General features: G+C 72.0%; 13 protein-coding genes and 5 tRNA genes. 12 read left to right on the top strand and 6 right to left on the bottom strand.

Going from position 1 to position 15,458, the window contains the following annotated elements:
* Nucleotides 1-60: 60 nt before the first annotated feature.
* From OH809_RS34140 to OH809_RS34165, 6 genes are all read left to right on the top strand, one after another.
* Nucleotides 61-927: a MetQ/NlpA family ABC transporter substrate-binding protein gene (locus OH809_RS34140; RefSeq protein ID WP_406417741.1), complete on the top strand. Its 867-nt coding sequence runs from the start codon at nucleotides 61-63 to the stop codon at nucleotides 925-927.
* 102 nt (nucleotides 928-1,029) lie between these two features.
* Nucleotides 1,030-1,707, top strand: coding sequence for a GNAT family N-acetyltransferase (locus OH809_RS34145; RefSeq protein ID WP_406417739.1), 678 nt, complete (start codon nucleotides 1,030-1,032; stop codon nucleotides 1,705-1,707).
* 106 nt (nucleotides 1,708-1,813) lie between these two features.
* Complete coding sequence (gene cbiE / locus OH809_RS34150) at nucleotides 1,814-3,028, top strand: precorrin-6y C5,15-methyltransferase (decarboxylating) subunit CbiE (protein ID WP_406417737.1); 1,215 nt, start codon at nucleotides 1,814-1,816, stop codon at nucleotides 3,026-3,028.
* Between the two features lie 334 nt (nucleotides 3,029-3,362).
* A complete protein-coding gene (gene cobT, locus OH809_RS34155; RefSeq protein ID WP_406417736.1) occupies nucleotides 3,363-6,632 on the top strand; it encodes a nicotinate-nucleotide--dimethylbenzimidazole phosphoribosyltransferase in 3,270 nt (1,089 codons plus the stop codon).
* Nucleotides 6,633-6,869: 237 nt separating this feature from the next.
* Nucleotides 6,870-8,126 carry a uroporphyrinogen-III C-methyltransferase gene (cobA, locus tag OH809_RS34160; RefSeq protein ID WP_406417735.1) on the top strand — a complete coding sequence of 419 codons (1,257 nt, stop codon included), beginning with the start codon at nucleotides 6,870-6,872 and terminating at the stop codon, nucleotides 8,124-8,126.
* Between the two features lie 64 nt (nucleotides 8,127-8,190).
* Nucleotides 8,191-9,009, top strand: a complete 819-nt coding sequence (locus tag OH809_RS34165; RefSeq protein WP_266987842.1) for an RNA methyltransferase — start codon at nucleotides 8,191-8,193, stop codon at nucleotides 9,007-9,009.
* Here OH809_RS34165 and OH809_RS34170 read toward each other — a convergent pair.
* Nucleotides 8,976-10,361 (bottom strand): serine/threonine-protein kinase, encoded by a 1,386-nt coding sequence (locus tag OH809_RS34170; RefSeq protein ID WP_406417733.1) that lies wholly within the window; start codon nucleotides 10,359-10,361, stop codon nucleotides 8,976-8,978. The two genes, OH809_RS34165 and OH809_RS34170, sit on opposite strands and share 34 nt — an antisense overlap.
* A 206-nt stretch (nucleotides 10,362-10,567) precedes the next feature.
* Between OH809_RS34170 and OH809_RS34175 the strand changes: the two genes are divergently transcribed.
* The 4 genes from OH809_RS34175 (at nucleotide 10,568) to OH809_RS34190 (ending at nucleotide 12,787) form a co-directional block, all read left to right on the top strand.
* The gene (locus tag OH809_RS34175; protein ID WP_037698881.1) at nucleotides 10,568-10,825 is read left to right on the top strand and encodes a hypothetical protein; all 258 of its coding nucleotides are present in this window, start codon (nucleotides 10,568-10,570) and stop codon (nucleotides 10,823-10,825) included.
* A gap of 190 nt (nucleotides 10,826-11,015) precedes the next feature.
* Nucleotides 11,016-11,225, top strand: a complete 210-nt coding sequence (locus OH809_RS34180) for a hypothetical protein (protein ID WP_366132935.1) — start codon at nucleotides 11,016-11,018, stop codon at nucleotides 11,223-11,225.
* Nucleotides 11,226-11,480: 255 nt separating this feature from the next.
* On the top strand, nucleotides 11,481-12,446 hold the full coding sequence (locus tag OH809_RS34185; protein WP_406417732.1) for a phosphotransferase family protein: 966 nt from the start codon (nucleotides 11,481-11,483) through the stop codon (nucleotides 12,444-12,446).
* 68 nt (nucleotides 12,447-12,514) lie between these two features.
* On the top strand, nucleotides 12,515-12,787 hold the full coding sequence (locus OH809_RS34190) for a zf-TFIIB domain-containing protein (protein WP_406417730.1): 273 nt from the start codon (nucleotides 12,515-12,517) through the stop codon (nucleotides 12,785-12,787).
* A 150-nt stretch (nucleotides 12,788-12,937) separates the two neighbouring features.
* Here the strand turns inward: OH809_RS34190 and OH809_RS34195 are convergent.
* The 5 genes from OH809_RS34195 to OH809_RS34215 form a co-directional block, all read right to left on the bottom strand.
* Nucleotides 12,938-13,012: transfer RNA gene (locus OH809_RS34195), tRNA-Val, on the bottom strand.
* A 23-nt stretch (nucleotides 13,013-13,035) separates the two neighbouring features.
* Nucleotides 13,036-13,107, bottom strand: a tRNA-Val gene (locus OH809_RS34200).
* Nucleotides 13,108-13,128: 21 nt separating this feature from the next.
* Nucleotides 13,129-13,200: transfer RNA gene (locus OH809_RS34205), tRNA-Val, on the bottom strand.
* Nucleotide 13,201: 1 nt separating this feature from the next.
* Nucleotides 13,202-13,275 (bottom strand) — tRNA-Cys (locus OH809_RS34210).
* Between the two features lie 37 nt (nucleotides 13,276-13,312).
* Nucleotides 13,313-13,385: transfer RNA gene (locus OH809_RS34215), tRNA-Gly, on the bottom strand.
* A gap of 163 nt (nucleotides 13,386-13,548) precedes the next feature.
* On the opposite strand from OH809_RS34215, the gene OH809_RS34220 reads away from it, so the two are divergent.
* Both OH809_RS34220 and OH809_RS34225 read left to right on the top strand, forming a co-directional pair.
* A complete protein-coding gene (locus OH809_RS34220; RefSeq protein WP_406424817.1) occupies nucleotides 13,549-14,583 on the top strand; it encodes a chorismate-binding protein in 1,035 nt (344 codons plus the stop codon).
* Nucleotides 14,583-15,404 (top strand): aminotransferase class IV, encoded by an 822-nt coding sequence (locus OH809_RS34225; RefSeq protein WP_406424815.1) that lies wholly within the window; start codon nucleotides 14,583-14,585, stop codon nucleotides 15,402-15,404. The genes OH809_RS34220 and OH809_RS34225 overlap by 1 nt, the downstream gene beginning before the upstream one ends.
* Nucleotides 15,405-15,458: the final 54 nt, after the last annotated feature.

Below are 15,458 nucleotides of genomic sequence, written 5' to 3' on the forward strand. Positions count from 1 at the left end.
CACAAGCCCGAACTCCTTGTCCGGGCGCACCACCCTCACCACCAGAAAGAGGCACTTTTCGTGCGTAGGAACATCAAGATCACCGCAGCTGCCGCCGCCACCGCCGCCCTCGCCTTCGGCCTCACCGCCTGCGGTACGTCGTCCGACCCGGCCTCCAAGAGCGAAACCGGCGCGAAGGCCGACACCTCCAAGGCGCTCGTCGTCGCCGCGTCCCCGACGCCGCACGCCGACATCCTGAACTTCGTCAGGAAGAACCTGGCGGCCAAGGCGGGCCTCAAGCTCGAGGTCAAGGAGTTCACGGACTACGTCCTGCCGAACACCGCCACCGAGAACGGCCAGGTCGACGCCAACTTCTTCCAGCACCAGCCGTACCTCGACGACTTCAACAAGAAGAACAACACCCACATCGTCGCGGTCGCCAATGTGCACCTGGAGCCGCTCGGCCTCTATTCCAGCAAGGTCAAGGACCTGAAGGACATCAAGGCCGGCCAGACCATCGCCGTACCGAACGACACCACCAACGAGGGCCGTGCCCTTCAGCTCCTCGCCGCGAACGGCCTGATCACCATCAAGGACGGCGTCGGCACCAACGCCAAGATCAGCGACATCACGGACAAGAAGGGCCTGGAGTTCAAGGAGCTGGAGGCCGCAACCGTCCCCCGCGCCCTGAACAATGTCGACGCCGCCGTCATCAACGGCAACTACGCCATCGAGGCCAAGCTCAAGCCCTCCAAGGACGCCCTCGTGCTGGAGAAGGCGGACGGCAACCCGTACGCCAACATCCTCGCCGTGAAGGAGGGCAACGAGAAGGACGCCCGCGTCCAGAAGCTCGTGAAGCTCCTCCACTCCGACGAGGTCAAGAAGTTCATCGAGGACACCTACCAGGGCGCGGTCATCCCCGCCTTCGGTGCCCTCGGCAGCTCCTGACACCCGTACCGCATCTGCGTGGCCGAGCCCCGCGCGCCCCACCGGGGTGCGCGGGGCTCCGCCGTGCGGACCCGGCCATGCGCAAGGTCCGTCCCATGCTGCATGCTGTGCCTTTACACGGTCTTCGGCATGGAGCTGCGCATGACTTCCACCTTTCCGTCCATCTCCATCAGCACGGATCGGTTGGTGCTGCGCGCCTTCGACATGGCCGACGTTCCCGCGTACGTCGAGATGATGAACGACGAACTCGTCACCGCCTGGACCGAGGCCCCCCACCCCTACACCCAGGTCGACGCCGAACGCTGGGTCCGCAGGATCGCTCCTGCACAGCGAACGGGCGGCGACGGCATCGTCTTCGCCGTCACCGAATTCCTCACCCAGCGTCTCGTCGGCTCGGTCCGGCTGCGGAACACCGACTGGCGCACCCTCGCCACTGAGGCCGCCTACATCACGGCCCCCTGGGCCCGCGGCGAGGGATACGCCACCGAGTCCGTCCTCGCCGTCGCCCAGTGGCTCTTCCGCGACCAGGGCTTCGAACGCATAGAACTGCGCACCGCCGCCGACAACACCGCCTCCCAGCAGGTCGCCCAGAAGCTCGGCTGTATCAGCGAGGGCGTCCTGCGCAATGCCCGGATAGCGCGCACTCAGACCGAGGACGGCGGCTGGACCGACATCAGGACCGACCTGATCGTCTGGGGCCTGCTCCCCGAGGACCTCGACGGAGTCGCCGAGCAGCTGGCCGACGCGGGCGGCTACGGCACCTACAGCGACTGGAACTGACGCAGGGGACCGCACCGGTACGGACCGGTCGGGGACCGGATAGTCTCACCCTGCCCGCCCTCTCGTGGGCAGCCCACCTGCGACGACTCCAGGAGACTGACGACAGATGGCCGACCGGGTCACGGTGATCGGCTGGGACGGCTCGCCGCTGACCGCAGTGGCCACGGCCGCGCTCTCGGCCGCCACCCTCGTCGCGGGCGCCGCCCACCACCTCGCTCTCCCCGAAGTTCCGGCAGCAGCCGAACGGATCCGCCTCGGCTCCATCGACCTGGCCGCCCGCAGGATCGCCGGCCACCGCGGCACCGCCGTGGTCCTCGCCGACGGCGACCCCGGCTTCTTCGGGGTCGTACGCAACCTCCGCGCACCCGAACACGGCCTGGAAGTCGAAGTCGTGCCCGCCGTGTCGGCCGTGGCCACCGCGTTCGCCCGCGCCGGAATGCCCTGGGAGGACGCCCAGATCGTCGTCGCCCACCCCCGCACCCTGCGCCGCGCCGTCAACGTCTGCCGCGCCCACCACAAGGTCGCCGTCCTCACCTCGCCCGGCGCGGGACCCGCCGAACTCGCCCTGCTCCTCGACGGCGTCCACCGCACCTTCGTCATCTGCGAGGAACTCGGCACCGCACGCGAACAGGTCACCGTCCTCACCTCCGACAAGGCCGCCGACCACGTCTGGCGCGACCCGAACGTGGTGATCGTCATCGGCGGCGGACCCGAACAGCAGACCACCGGTGCCTGGATCTCCGGCCGTCACCCCCACGGCGTACGGGGCTGGGCGCTGCCCTCCGACGCATACCCGGACAGCGCCACCGACCCCGAGGGCGAGTCCCCGGGGCTGCGCGCCGCTCAACTCGCCCGCCTCGGCCCGCGTACCGGCGACCTCGTCTGGGACATCGGCTCCGGCAGCGGCGCCCTCTCCGTGGATGCGGCGCGGTTCGGTGCGGCGGTCCTGGCGGTCGACAGCGACCCGGACGCCTGCGCCCGAACGGCCGCCGCTGCCCGCGCCTTCGGTGTACAGCTCCAGGTCGTCCAGGGCCGCGCACCCCATGTGCTGGAGCGGCTGCCCGAGCCGGATGTCGTACGGATCGGGGGCGGCGGCGTCCCCGTCGTCACCGCCGTCGCCGACCGCAGGCCCGAACGGATCGTCACCCACGCCTCGACCCGCGACGAGGCCGAAGCGCTCGGCGCCGCACTCACCGGGAACGGCTACACGGTCGAGTGCGCACTCCTCCAGTCCGTCGAACTCGACACGTCCGCATGGGCGGAGCGCGAACGCTCGGTCGTGTTTCTGCTCTCGGCAGTGCGATCGGACCTCGCCCCATGACCCGGTCGGCGCACTGCGCGAGGTAGGCTGGCCGATCGTTGCACCGCACCTGGACGTTCGTCGGTTCGTTCGTCAATGTCCGGAAAAGAGGACCGTTTTGGGCCTCGTTGTGGTACGGCAAACCCCGGGGGACGCGCAACGTGGCGCAGCCCACAGCGAGCCGTGGCAGAACTACCTGTCGCGGCGGCGAACGGCCGCGAGAATGATATGCGTCCGCGTCCGATTCGTGCCGCGCGGCGAGCCCGCTCGTTCTTCATGACGAGCACCGGCGTGCCGTGTTCGGGCGTCCCGGGCGAAGGGCCGAAGGAGCACTGACGATGGGCGAGGGGTACGCATGAGTGACACCGGCCAGATCCCGGGCGAGGGACTGCCGGAGAACGCAGGCATGGTGGAGCAACCGGGCATCCCCGCCCCGGGTGCGTACACCTTCCTCGACCCCTCCGAGCATGTGCCCGAGGACGACGACTTTCTGCTGATGCCGAGCCCGCAGGGCGCCTGGAGCGACCAGCAGGTGGCCCCGGCCCCCGGTCAGCCGACGGACGGCGGAGCCGTGCAGGCACAGGCACCCATGGTCGAGCAGGCCGCCTACCAGGCGCAGCCGCAGGGCCGGCCCGCCATGCAGGCCGTACAGGCCCAGGGACCCGTGCAGGTTCAGGCGCCGGACCCGGCGGTGTACGCCGTGCAGCAGGCGGTGGCCGGAGCGATGACCGGGACCGGGCAGGGCACGCACGAGTCCGGCGGCCGCGACTCGGGTGCCGTCGACCTCAATGGCGTACGTATGCCGGCCCAGGCCCCCGCTCCCGCACAGGCTGCGGTGGCGCAGTCCGCCGCCCCCGTACGTCGACCGCTGCACCGAGGGCCGGCCTCGGGCGAGTCGACCCCGTCGTACGGCGGGACGCCGACCGGCGGAGTGGTCCGTTCGCTCGCCGACCGAGGACCCGCGGGCGCGCCGCAGACCCCGATGCCCGCCCGGCAGGCGGGACCGCCCACCACCGGTCCCGAGTACTTCGACCAGCCGGGCACCGAAGCGCCGGGCACCGAAGCGGCTGTGCTGCCGGGCCCGCAGCTCGGCGAGATCCCGCCGCAGGACGGGAGCCCGTGGGCGGCCCATGCGCCGGAGCAGGTCGCAGCGCCCGTGGCCGCGGAACCCGTCGCAGAAACGGTCGTTCCGGAGTCCGTCGAGCCCGCCCCGGTGGCCGAACCGGCTGCAGAGCCGGTCGCCGTGCCGGCTGCGGCCGAGGTTCCGTTCGAGCCGTCCGCGGAGGCCCCCGCTCCGGTGGAGACGCCGGTGGAAGCAGCGCCCACAGGCCAGTTCGTGCCGGTGGAGGGGTCGGTGCCGACCACCCCGCATCTGGCCCCGACGCCGGTCGCGGAGCCGGTCGTGGCATTCGAGCCCGCGCCCGAACCCCAGCCCGAGCGCGTGGCGATCGCCGTCGAGCCCGCACCCGCCCCGGTCATCGAGACCGCCGAGACCGTCCATCCGGTCGAGGCGGTCGAAGCGCCGTCCCCCGAGCCGGTCGCCGTCCAGGAGCCGGTCGCGGCCCCCGAGCCGGTCGTCGCCCCCGAGCCGGTCACCGCTCCGGAGGAGCCCGCCCCCGCCCCCGCCCCCGTCCGTGTGGTCGAGGCTGCGCCCGAGACGGTGACGGCCCCCGAACCGGAGCCCGAAACCGGCCCCGAGGTCATCGAGACCCCGGACCTCACGGCCCCCGTGGCCGACGTGGCCCCCGCAGTGGCCGCCGAGCCCGCAGAGGTCTCCGGGCACACGGAGCCGGCCGGCACGGAGCCCGTTGCGGACGAGCAGCCCACCGAACCGCTCCAGGCCACCGCCGCGGCAGAGCCCGAGGCCGCGGCGGAGACCCCGGCTCCCTCCTCCGCACCCGCCCCCGGCTACGACGACGCCGAGCGCGAAGCCGTGCTCCGGGTGATGCGCGAACGCCGCGACATCCGCAACGGCTTCCGCAGCGACCCCATCCCGCACGAGGTCCTGCTCCGCGTTCTCGAAGCCGCGCACACGGCGCCCAGCGTCGGCCACTCGCAGCCCTGGGACTTCGTCGTCATCCGCTCCGCGGAGACCCGCCGCGCCATGCACGAACTGGCGCAGCGTCAGCGCGACGCCTACGCCAAGTCGCTGCCCAAGGGCCGGGCCAAGCAGTTCAAGGAACTGAAGATCGAGGCGATCCTCGACACCCCGGTCAACATCGTTGTCACCGCCGACCCCACCCGCGGCGGCCGCCACACGCTCGGCCGGCACACCCAGCCGCAGATGGCCCCGTACTCCTCGGCGCTCGCCGTCGAGAACCTGTGGCTCGCCGCTCGCGCGGAGGGCCTCGGCGTCGGCTGGGTCAGCTTCTTCGACGAGCGGGAGATGGTCCGCGCCCTCGGCCTGCCCGAGCACCTCGAAGTCGTCGCGTACCTCTGTGTCGGTTACGTCGACGAGTTCCCCGAGGAGCCCGAACTGATGCAGGCGGGCTGGTCCAAGCGCCGCCCGCTCTCCTGGGTCGTCCACGAGGAGACGTACGGCCGCCGCGCCCTGCCCGGCGAGGAACCGCACGACCTGCTGCAGGAGACCATCTCCAACATTCGCCCGCTGGACGCCAAGGCGCTCGGCGAGGCCTGGGAACGCCAGAAGCGGATGACCAAGCCGGCCGGTGCGCTCGGCATGCTGGAGATCATCTCCGCACAGCTCTCGGGTCTCTCCCGCATGTGCCCGCCGCCCATCCCGGAGCCCGCGGCCGTCGCGATCTTCGCAGGGGACCACGGGGTGCACGCCCAGGGTGTCACCGCGTGGCCGCAGGAGGTCACCGGCCAGATGGTCGCCAACTTCCTCGGCGGCGGCGCGGTCTGCAATGCGTTCGCGTCCCAGGTCGGCGCCGAAGTGTGCGTGGTCGACGTCGGCGTCGCCACGGAGCTGCCCGCGACACCCGGCCTGCTGCCCCGCAAGGTGCGCGCCGGCACGGCCGACTTCACCACCGGCCCCGCCCTCACCCGCGAGGAGGTCCTCTCGGCCATCGAGGTCGGCATCGAGACCGCCCGCGACCTGGTCGCGGCGGGCAACAAGGGCCTGCTCACCGGTGAGATGGGCATCGCCAACACGACCGCGTCCGCCGCACTGATCTGCGTGTACACCGGCATGGACCCGGCCGAGGTGACCGGTCGCGGCACCGGCATCAACGACGAGATGCACGCCCGCAAGGTCGACGTGGTCCGCCGGGCCCTCGAACTGCACCAGCCCGACCCGGCCGACCCGATCGGTGTACTCGCCGCGGTCGGCGGCCTGGAGCACGCCGCGATGGCAGGCTTCCTGCTCGGCGGCGCCTCGCTCCGTACGCCCGTCATCCTGGACGGCGTCAGCGCGGGCGCCGCGGCCCTGGTCGCCCGGGCGATCGCCCCCGAGGCCCTCGCCGCATGCATCGCCGGCCACCGCAGCGCCGAGCCCGGCCACGTAGCCGCGCTCAACAAGCTGGGTCTGCGCCCGCTGGTCGACCTCGACCTCCGCCTCGGCGAAGGAACGGGTGCGCTGCTGGCGCTCCCGATCGTGCAGAGCGCGGCGCGGGCGATGCACGAGGTGGCGACGTTCGATTCGGCAGGCGTCACCGAGAAGTAGTGCTCGGCCGTGCTCGGCCCGACCGGCGTCTGAGGCGCTCGGCCGGGCCGAGCCACGGTTTCGGGCAGGGGCGGGCAGGGGACAGCCCCGCGCAGCGGCCCCCACCGGCCCCACCGGCCGGCCCCGCGCCCCGACGCACCCCGTATCGTGGACCCACGCCCCACAAAACCGCACGTCACAGCCGCTCCACCGCCGCAGCGGCCCGCACCCCGCATTGCACGAGGAGCCCGCACCGCCATGGCCGAGCACGCCGATCACCCCGCGTACCCCGTCGGACTGCGCCTGAGCGGGCGCCGCGTCGTCGTCGTCGGCGGCGGCCAGGTCGCGCAGCGCCGCCTCCCCGCGCTCATTGCGGCGGGTGCCGACATCACCCTCGTATCGCCGTCCGCGACTCCGTCCGTCGAGGCGATGGCCGACGCCGGTGAGATCCGCTGGGAGCGCCGCCGGTACGAGGACGGGGACCTGACCGACACCTGGTACGCGCTCGTCGCCTCCGACGACGCCGCCGCGAACGACGCCGCGTCCGCCGAGGCCGAGCGCACCCGCACCTGGTGCGTGCGCAGCGACAACGCCGACGTGGCCACTGCCTGGACCCCGGCCACCGGTCGCAGCGAGGGCGTGACCGTCGCCGTCCTCTCCACCGACGCCCAGGGCCGCGACCCGCGCCACTCCGCCGCCGTCCGCGACGCCATCGTCGAGGGCCTGCGCGACGGCACGCTCGCCGCCCCGCACCACCGCACCCGCCCCGCCCCCGGTGTCTCCCTGGTCGGCGGCGGCCCCGGCGACCCCGACCTGATCACCGTGCGAGGCCGTCGCCTCCTCGCCGAGGCCGATGTCGTCATCGCCGACCGGCTCGGCCCGCGCGACCTGCTCGACGAACTGCCGCCGCACGTCGAGGTGATCGACGCGGCGAAGATTCCGTACGGCCGTTTCATGGCGCAGGAGGCGATCAACCAGGCGCTCATCGAGCACGCCAAGGCGGGCAAGGCCGTCGTCCGGCTCAAGGGCGGCGACCCGTTCGTCTTCGGCCGGGGCATGGAAGAGGCCCAGGCGCTCGCCGCCGAGGGCATCCCGTGCACCGTCGTCCCCGGCATCTCCAGCTCGATCTCCGTACCCGGCGCGGCCGGAATCCCCGTCACCCACCGCGGGGTGGCCCACGAGTTCACCGTTGTCAGCGGTCATGTCGCCCCCGACGACGAGCGTTCGCTGGTCGACTGGGCAGCGCTCGCGCAGCTGCGCGGCACCCTCGTGCTGCTGATGGCCGTCGACAAGATCGGCGCCATCGCAAAGGCCCTCATCGCCCACGGCAAGTCCCCGGACACCCCGGTCGCCCTGGTCCAGGAGGGCACGACGGCATCCCAGCGCCGCGTCGACGCGACCCTCGCGACCGTCGGCGAACGGGCCGTCGCCGAAGAGGTGCGGCCCCCGGCCGTGATCGTCATTGGCGATGTCGTCGCGGTCGGTACGGACACCGCCCCGCACCCCGCCGAGTAACCAGCGGTAACGGATCTTTTTCCAAGCCGTTGGCACCACACACCGGACAAGGCAGTATCAACCTGTGGCAGATCTCATCACCGTCGACGACCCCGACGACCCTCGCCTGCGCGACTACACGGGCCTGACCGACGTCGAACTCCGGCGCAGGCGGGAGCCGGCCGAAGGACTCTTCATCGCCGAGGGCGAGAAGGTGATCAGACGCGCCCGGCACGCCGGGTACGAGATGCGCTCGATGCTGCTCTCCGCGAAGTGGGTCGATGTGATGCGCGACGTCATCGACGAGGTTCCGGCCCCGGTGTACGCGGTCAGCCCGGAGCTCGCCGAACGCGTCACCGGCTACCACGTGCACCGCGGCGCGCTCGCCTCGATGCAGCGCAAGCCGCTGCCGACGGCCGAGGAGCTGCTGGCGACGACCCGCCGCGTCGTCGTCATGGAGGCGGTCAACGACCACACCAACATCGGAGCCATCTTCCGCAGCGCCGCCGCCCTCGGGATGGATGCGGTGCTGCTCTCCCCGGACTGCGCGGACCCGCTCTACCGACGCTCCGTCAAGGTCTCCATGGGCGCCGTGTTCTCCGTTCCGTACGCCCGCCTCGACACCTGGCCCAAGGCCCTGGAGACCGTACGGGAAGCGGGGTTCAAGCTTCTCGCCCTCACCCCCGACGACAAGGCCAGCAGCATCGAGGAGGCGGCGCCGCACCGGATGGACAAGGTGGCGCTGATGCTCGGTGCCGAGGGCGACGGGCTGTCCACGCAGGCCCTGGTCGCCGCCGACGAATGGGTACGGATCCCGATGGCGCACGGCGTCGACTCGCTGAACGTGGGCGCGGCCGCCGCCGTCGCGTTCTACGCGGTGGCGACGGGCCGCCCGCAGGACTGACCGCCTGCCGTTTCCTGACATGGATCGTCGGGCCGCAGCGGCTGGTGCTGCCCGTGCCGCCCAGGGGTGTCCAGGGCGCCCAGTCCGCGGGCCGGCCCCTGGCAGCCCTGCGCCGCCGCGATGCCGAGCGCCACGAGCAGCGTCACCACGACGAAGACGACGAGCCGCTGCCGCAGCAGCCGCGGATTGGCGGGACGCCGGCCCGTCGAGGTCGTGCGGGCGCCGGGCCGCGTGCCCGGCCGGCCGTTCGTCCCGTTCGTGCCCGGTCGGCTGTTCGTCCCGTTCGTGCCCTGCGGGCGCTTGCCGGAGCGTGTCGTAGTGCGCGGCCGCTGCTGCTGAGGGCGCGAACCACCGGTGCGGGACGACGAACCACGCGAAGGCGCCGGCGCCTGCCGGCTCTGCGGGCGGGGCGGTGGCGGGCCCGCCGCACGCCGGGTCTGCTGTTCGGTGTACGGGCCGTCGAGCCGGCCGGTCGGCCGGTCCAGCTCCTGCGCCGAGCGCTGGGCAGGCGGCCGGCTCTCGTGCAGGCCGTGTGCCTCACGGGCTGCGATCTCCTTGAGGCGCATGGAGAGTTGAAGCGTGCTCGGCCGCTCCTCCGGATCCTTCGCCAGACAGGCGCTCACCAGTGGCGCCAGCGCGTCGTGCACGTCGTACAACTGCGGTTCCTCGTGCACCACGCGGTAGAGCATCACCTCGGAACTGCCGTGCCCGAAAGGCGAGTCGGCCATTGCCGCGTACGCCAGTGTGGCACCGAGCGAGAAGACGTCCGTCGCGGGCGTCACCGCCGCGCCCCGTACCTGCTCGGGTGCAAGGAACCCCGGCGAGCCCACCGCCGTGCCGACATGCGTGAGCGTGCTCGCCCCGGTCGCCCAGGCGATCCCGAAGTCGATGATCCGGGGGCCCTTGGGGGAGAGGAGGATGTTCGACGGCTTCAGGTCGCGATGGACGACTCCCGCCTCGTGCACCGCCACGAGCCCCTCGGAGAGCGCCGCGCCGATCGACGCCACCTCGGCCGCCGACAGCGGACCTTCCTCGGCCACCTTGTCGTGCAGCGAGGGCCCGGGGACGTACTGTGTCGCGAACCACGGGCGGTCCGCCTCCAGGTCGGCGGCCACCAGGCGCGCCGTACAGCCGCCGCGGATCCGCCGCGCCGCCGACACCTCGCGCGCGAAACGCGAACGGAACTCCTGGTCCTCGGCGAGATCCGGGCGGATCACCTTGAGCGCCACCCGCTGGCCGCGCCGGTCCGAACCGAGATAGACGACACCCATGCCGCCCGCCCCGAGTCGCCGGTGCAGCCTGAACGAGCCGACGACACGCGGGTCCTCGCGCCGGAGCCGCATCATCGCCATCGTCTGCCCATCCCCGCTGCCTGGTCCGCCTGACGTGGCACAGCTTACGGACCCGTGGCCCGGTGCGCTCAGAGGCCGCGCCCTCGCCCGCCGATCGATTGTCAGTGCCGGGTGGGAAACTTGAGGAGTGGCCAGGGAGCCGCGGATCCACGCTCCCGGGCCCGTGCGAGATCTCAAAGGTCCGTCGCGGAAGGGGGATTGGATCAGTGAAGGGCGATCGTGTGGAGATAGTTGTGGACGCGGGAGACACGACGCGTACGTACGAGGTGGTGGCCACCAGAGCAGGCCGCCGGGTGGAGACAGCTGTCCGCCGAGGGGTGGTCGAAGTGAGTGAAGTCACTCGTAGCGGCACCGTCGTCCGTACCGCCCGCTTCATGGCGACCAGGGTGCTCGCCCTGGTCGAACAACCGGTCCCGAGGCAGGACGCATCCGAGCGTCCCCTCCGGGATGACCCCAAGGCATAGCGCAGGATCTCCACCCAGGGGAGTACGCCGACCACCCACGGCTCATCCTCCGGGAGGCCCGGCATTCGGTACGCGGGCATGACGACCCACCCTCTTCGCGTCCCTAATGTTGAACTCAAGCGGCGGGCGTTGCACTCGTCCCCCGAGGTAAAACGCCCGCTGCTCCAACAACCAGGTCAGGAGAGGAACCATGGCGGACACGGCGACGCGGACGATGATCCGCACGCAGGGACGCAGGGCTCATGCCGCGTTCGGCGGCCGCCCGTCGTCCGGTACGCGCCACCCGCTGGTGGCGACGGCCATGGTTCTTCCTCTGGCGGCCCTGCTCGTAGTCGTCTTCGGCGGCTGGGATGCGGTGGTCACACAGGCGTCGTCCGTGGGCGTGATGCTGGGGCGCTGAGCGGCGCCCCGGGTCCGGAAGAGCGGTCCGGACCGGGACATCCGGCCAACAACCCCGTGGGGACGGGGGTGCGGCGGACGGCAGCGTTTGTCCGGTCAGCTGGGGAGCTGACCGGACATCGCGCTGTCCGGGGGCAATGCGCGGCGGCGCACCACACCGTCGCGACGCGGCTGCCACGGCTTGCGCGGCAGCGCGTACGCTCGTCGGCGTGCCCGGGGCGGACCGGGCCGCACCTGTTGCCACCGGGGGGAGACCGTGACCACCGCAGTCGTCCGCGCGCTGGGCGCCCTCGCCCATGACACGGCCCACCCGCACCGGCGCACCGAGGCCCCTTGTCCTTCCTGCCCGGCACCGGCGGTGCTCGCGGACCGCGCCGACGGCACGGTCGTCCGCTCCGGCTCCATGGTCGCGAAGGCCCACGCCCCGGACACCGACACCGCCGCCCTGGCCGCCCGCACGGCCCTGGCCTCGGCCCCCGCCCTCAGCGGCATCCTCCTGCCACCGGTACCCCAGCCTGCTGTCCCCGTGATCGACGGCCGTCCGGTGACCCTGTGGCCCCACGGTGAACCGGTCGACCCCGCGGACCCCGACGCCGCGCCCTGGGAAGAGTCCGCCGTCCTCCTGGCCCGGCTCCACCGCACCGCGCCCCCGCCTGACCTTCCTCCCATGCGCGGACCCGCAAAAGCCGCTCTCGCCGTGGCCCGGATGTGCGCCGCCCGGCCCGGTGACCCGGCCACCGCCCCCGTACGCGAAGCATGGCGACGCCTGCCCGCCTGGGCCCGTGACGAAGCCCCCGCACCCCTGCATCGCTCGCACTTCATCTGCCACGGCGATCTCCACCTCGGCCAGCTCGTCCGCCACCCTGCGGCGCATGGCCGCTGGCTGCTGATCGACGTCGACGACGTGGGGCTCGGTGACCCCGCGTGGGACCTCGCCCGCCCCGCCGCCTGGTACGCGGCAGGACTGCTGCCCCCCGAGGTATGGCTGCGCTTCGTGGACGCCTACCGGGCAGCGGGCGGGCCCGCCGTGCGGGACGACGGCGATCCCTGGCCCGAACTCGACGTCCCGGCCCGCGCCCTGACGGTTCAGGCCGCGGCACTGGCGTTCGTCAAGTCCGCAGCGGAGGGGCGAAATCCGGATGAGGTGGAACAGACGATGATCGATGCCTGTGCCCGAATTGCGTCCCTCCCGGTCGAGTTGGCGACCGAGTCCTCGTCGTAGGGTGAACCGATCGTCTCCGGGCATGCATTCCGGCGACGGCGAACCGACGGCGAGGAGCTGAGCCGACCATGCAGTGTCCCAAGTGCCACGCGCAGATGCAGACCTACAACCGCAATGGCGTCCAGATCGAGCAGTGCAGCGGCTGCCGGGGGATATTCCTCGACTACGGCGAGCTGGAGACCCTGACCCGCATCGAGGCGCAGTGGACCCAGCAGGCCCCGCCCGCGCCGCCGGCCCCCCAGGCCTACCCCGCCGCGCCGGCCCCCGCCTGGGGCGCCCCGCAGCACCACGGCGGCCACTACCGGCACAAGAGCTTCGGCCGCATGCTCTTCTCGTCCTGACCCGGCCGACACCACGCCGCGGGCCCGGACGCACTGCGTCCGGGCCCGCGGCGCGTCCGGTGCGCGCTCCGTACGGCCCGGGTCCGCACAAAGACCCCCTGCGTCTGACAACGACAAAGCCCCGGTCGTCGAGACGACCGGGGCTTCTGCTGGTGCGCGATACTGGGATTGAACCAGTGACCTCTTCCGTGTCAGGGAAGCGCTCTCCCGCTGAGCTAATCGCGCAGGGTGACCCTGCGTGTACTGCGTGCGCGATACTGGGATTGAACCAGTGACCTCTTCCGTGTCAGGGAAGCGCTCTCCCGCTGAGCTAATCGCGCGGGGGGATCCTTGCGGACCAGTGGACGATACTGGGATTGAACCAGTGACCTCTTCCGTGTCAGGGAAGCGCTCTCCCGCTGAGCTAATCGTCCTTGGAGGTGGAGACGGGATTTGAACCCGTGTAGACGGCTTTGCAGGCCGTTGCCTCGCCTCTCGGCCACTCCACCAGGAGTGCAGGGGTTCGGGAAAAGATCCCCCACTTCGAGCGGACGACGAGATTCGAACTCGCGACCCTCACCTTGGCAAGGTGATGCTCTACCAACTGAGCCACGTCCGCTTGTCGTTTCCGTTTCACTTGCGTGTCCCGGCGACGTGTTGAACTCTAGCGGATTCCTGGGCCAGTACAAAAACGCGTTTGTGCAGCGTGCTGAGGTGCGCTCGCCCCGGCGCAGGTCGCCGCGCGCCGTCCTAGACTCACCCACGTGCTCGACCTCGCTCCAATGGCCCGCTTCGGCGGCCTCGTCGCATCCGATCTGCGGGACGTGACCAGTGACCCCTCAGCCCTCGACTCATCCGGCTTCTGGGCGGTATGTGCCGATTTCGAGGGCCGTCTCGTCTGCGCCCGCTTCGGAACCGTACGGACCGAACCGGTACCCGCACCCGCCCCCGGAGCCTGGCGCGGGCCCGCAGCCGGCGACTGGGTCTCGTCCCTGGACCGGGCCGCGTACACCGCGGGCGTACGCCGGATCCGCGAGCACATCGCGGCGGGCGAGGTCTACCAGGCCAACCTCTGCCGGGTGATGACCGCGGAGCTGCCGGACCCGGTTGCCGCCGACGTCGACGCCCTCACCGCGCTGCTGGCGCGCGGCAACCCCGCGCCGTACGCAGGAACGATCAGGCTGCCCGCGCACGGCGTGGAGATCGCCACCGCGTCCCCCGAACTCTTCCTGAGCCGGGACGGACGGACCGTCGAGTCCGGACCGATCAAGGGCACCGGCCGCACCGAGGCGGATCTGCTGGAGAAGGACCACGCCGAGAACGTGATGATCGTCGACCTGGTCCGCAACGACCTGGGCCGGGTCTGCGCCACCGGATCGGTCACCGTCCCCGACCTCTGCGTGGTGGAGAAGCACCCCGGGCTCGTCCACCTCGTCTCCACCGTGCGCGGCCGCCTCGCCGACGGCGCCGGCTGGCCCGAGCTGTTCGCCGCCGCGTTCCCGCCCGGCTCCGTCACCGGTGCACCCAAATCCAGCGCGCTCCGCATCATCGAGTCCCTGGAGACCGCACCCCGGGGTCCGTACTGCGGCGGCATCGGCTGGGTCGACGCCGACCGGGCCACTGCCGGTCTCGCCGTCGGCATACGGACTTTCTGGATCGACCGGACCGGAGCGGCCCCGGTCCTCAGGTTCGGCACCGGCGCCGGGATCACCTGGGGCTCCGATCCGGAGCGCGAATGGGACGAGACCGAGCTCAAGGCCGCCCGGCTGCTCGCTGTAGCGTCGGGCGCCCACCAAGAAACTGGAAGGACCGCATGATGTGGATGTGGGTCAACGGCGAACTGCGTGACGCCGCCGATGCCCGGGTGTCCGTGCTCGACCACGGGCTGACCGTCGGGGACGGGATCTTCGAGACCGTCAGGACCACCGGGGGCCACCCGTTCGCCCTCACCCGGCACCTCGACCGGCTGACCCGCTCGGCCCGCGGTCTCGGGTTGCCCGACCCCGACCTCGACGAGGTGCGCCGGGCCTGCGCCGCAGTCGTCGAGGCCAACCCGATGGAACTCGGCCGGCTCCGCATCACGTACACCGGCGGCCTCTCCCCGCTCGGCTCCGACCGCGGCAACGACGGGCCGAGCCTGGTCGTCGCGCTCGGGGAGGCCAAGCGCCGCCCCGACACCACCGCCGTGATCACCGTCCCGTGGACCCGCAACGAACGCGGCGCACTGGCCGGGCTCAAGACCACCTCGTACGCGGAGAACGTCGTCGCCCTCGCCCGCGCCCATGAGCAGGGCGCATCCGAGGCGCTCTTCGCCAACACCGTCGGACAGCTCTGCGAAGGCACCGGGTCGAATGTCTTCGTCGTCCTCGACGGACAGCTCCACACCCCGCCGGTCGCCTCCGGCTGCCTTGCCGGGATCACCCGCGCACTGGCCGTCGAATGGGCCGGGGCGCTGGAGACCGAGCTGCCCCTGGGCGTCCTGGAGCACGCCGAGGAGATCTTCCTGACCTCCACCCTCCGGGACGTCCAGGCCGTCCACCGGGTCGACGGTCGCGAGCTGCCCGGCGGACCCGGCCCGGTGACGGCCAAGGCCATGCGGGTCTTCGAGGAGCGCGCCGGCAACGACCTCGACCCGTGAGCCGGGCCCATGACCCGGCCCGAGCCGCACAACGGTCCCGAGCCGCGGACACGA

Source organism: Streptomyces sp. NBC_00873 (assembly GCF_045207415.1).
Taxonomy (GTDB): domain Bacteria; phylum Actinomycetota; class Actinomycetes; order Streptomycetales; family Streptomycetaceae; genus Streptomyces.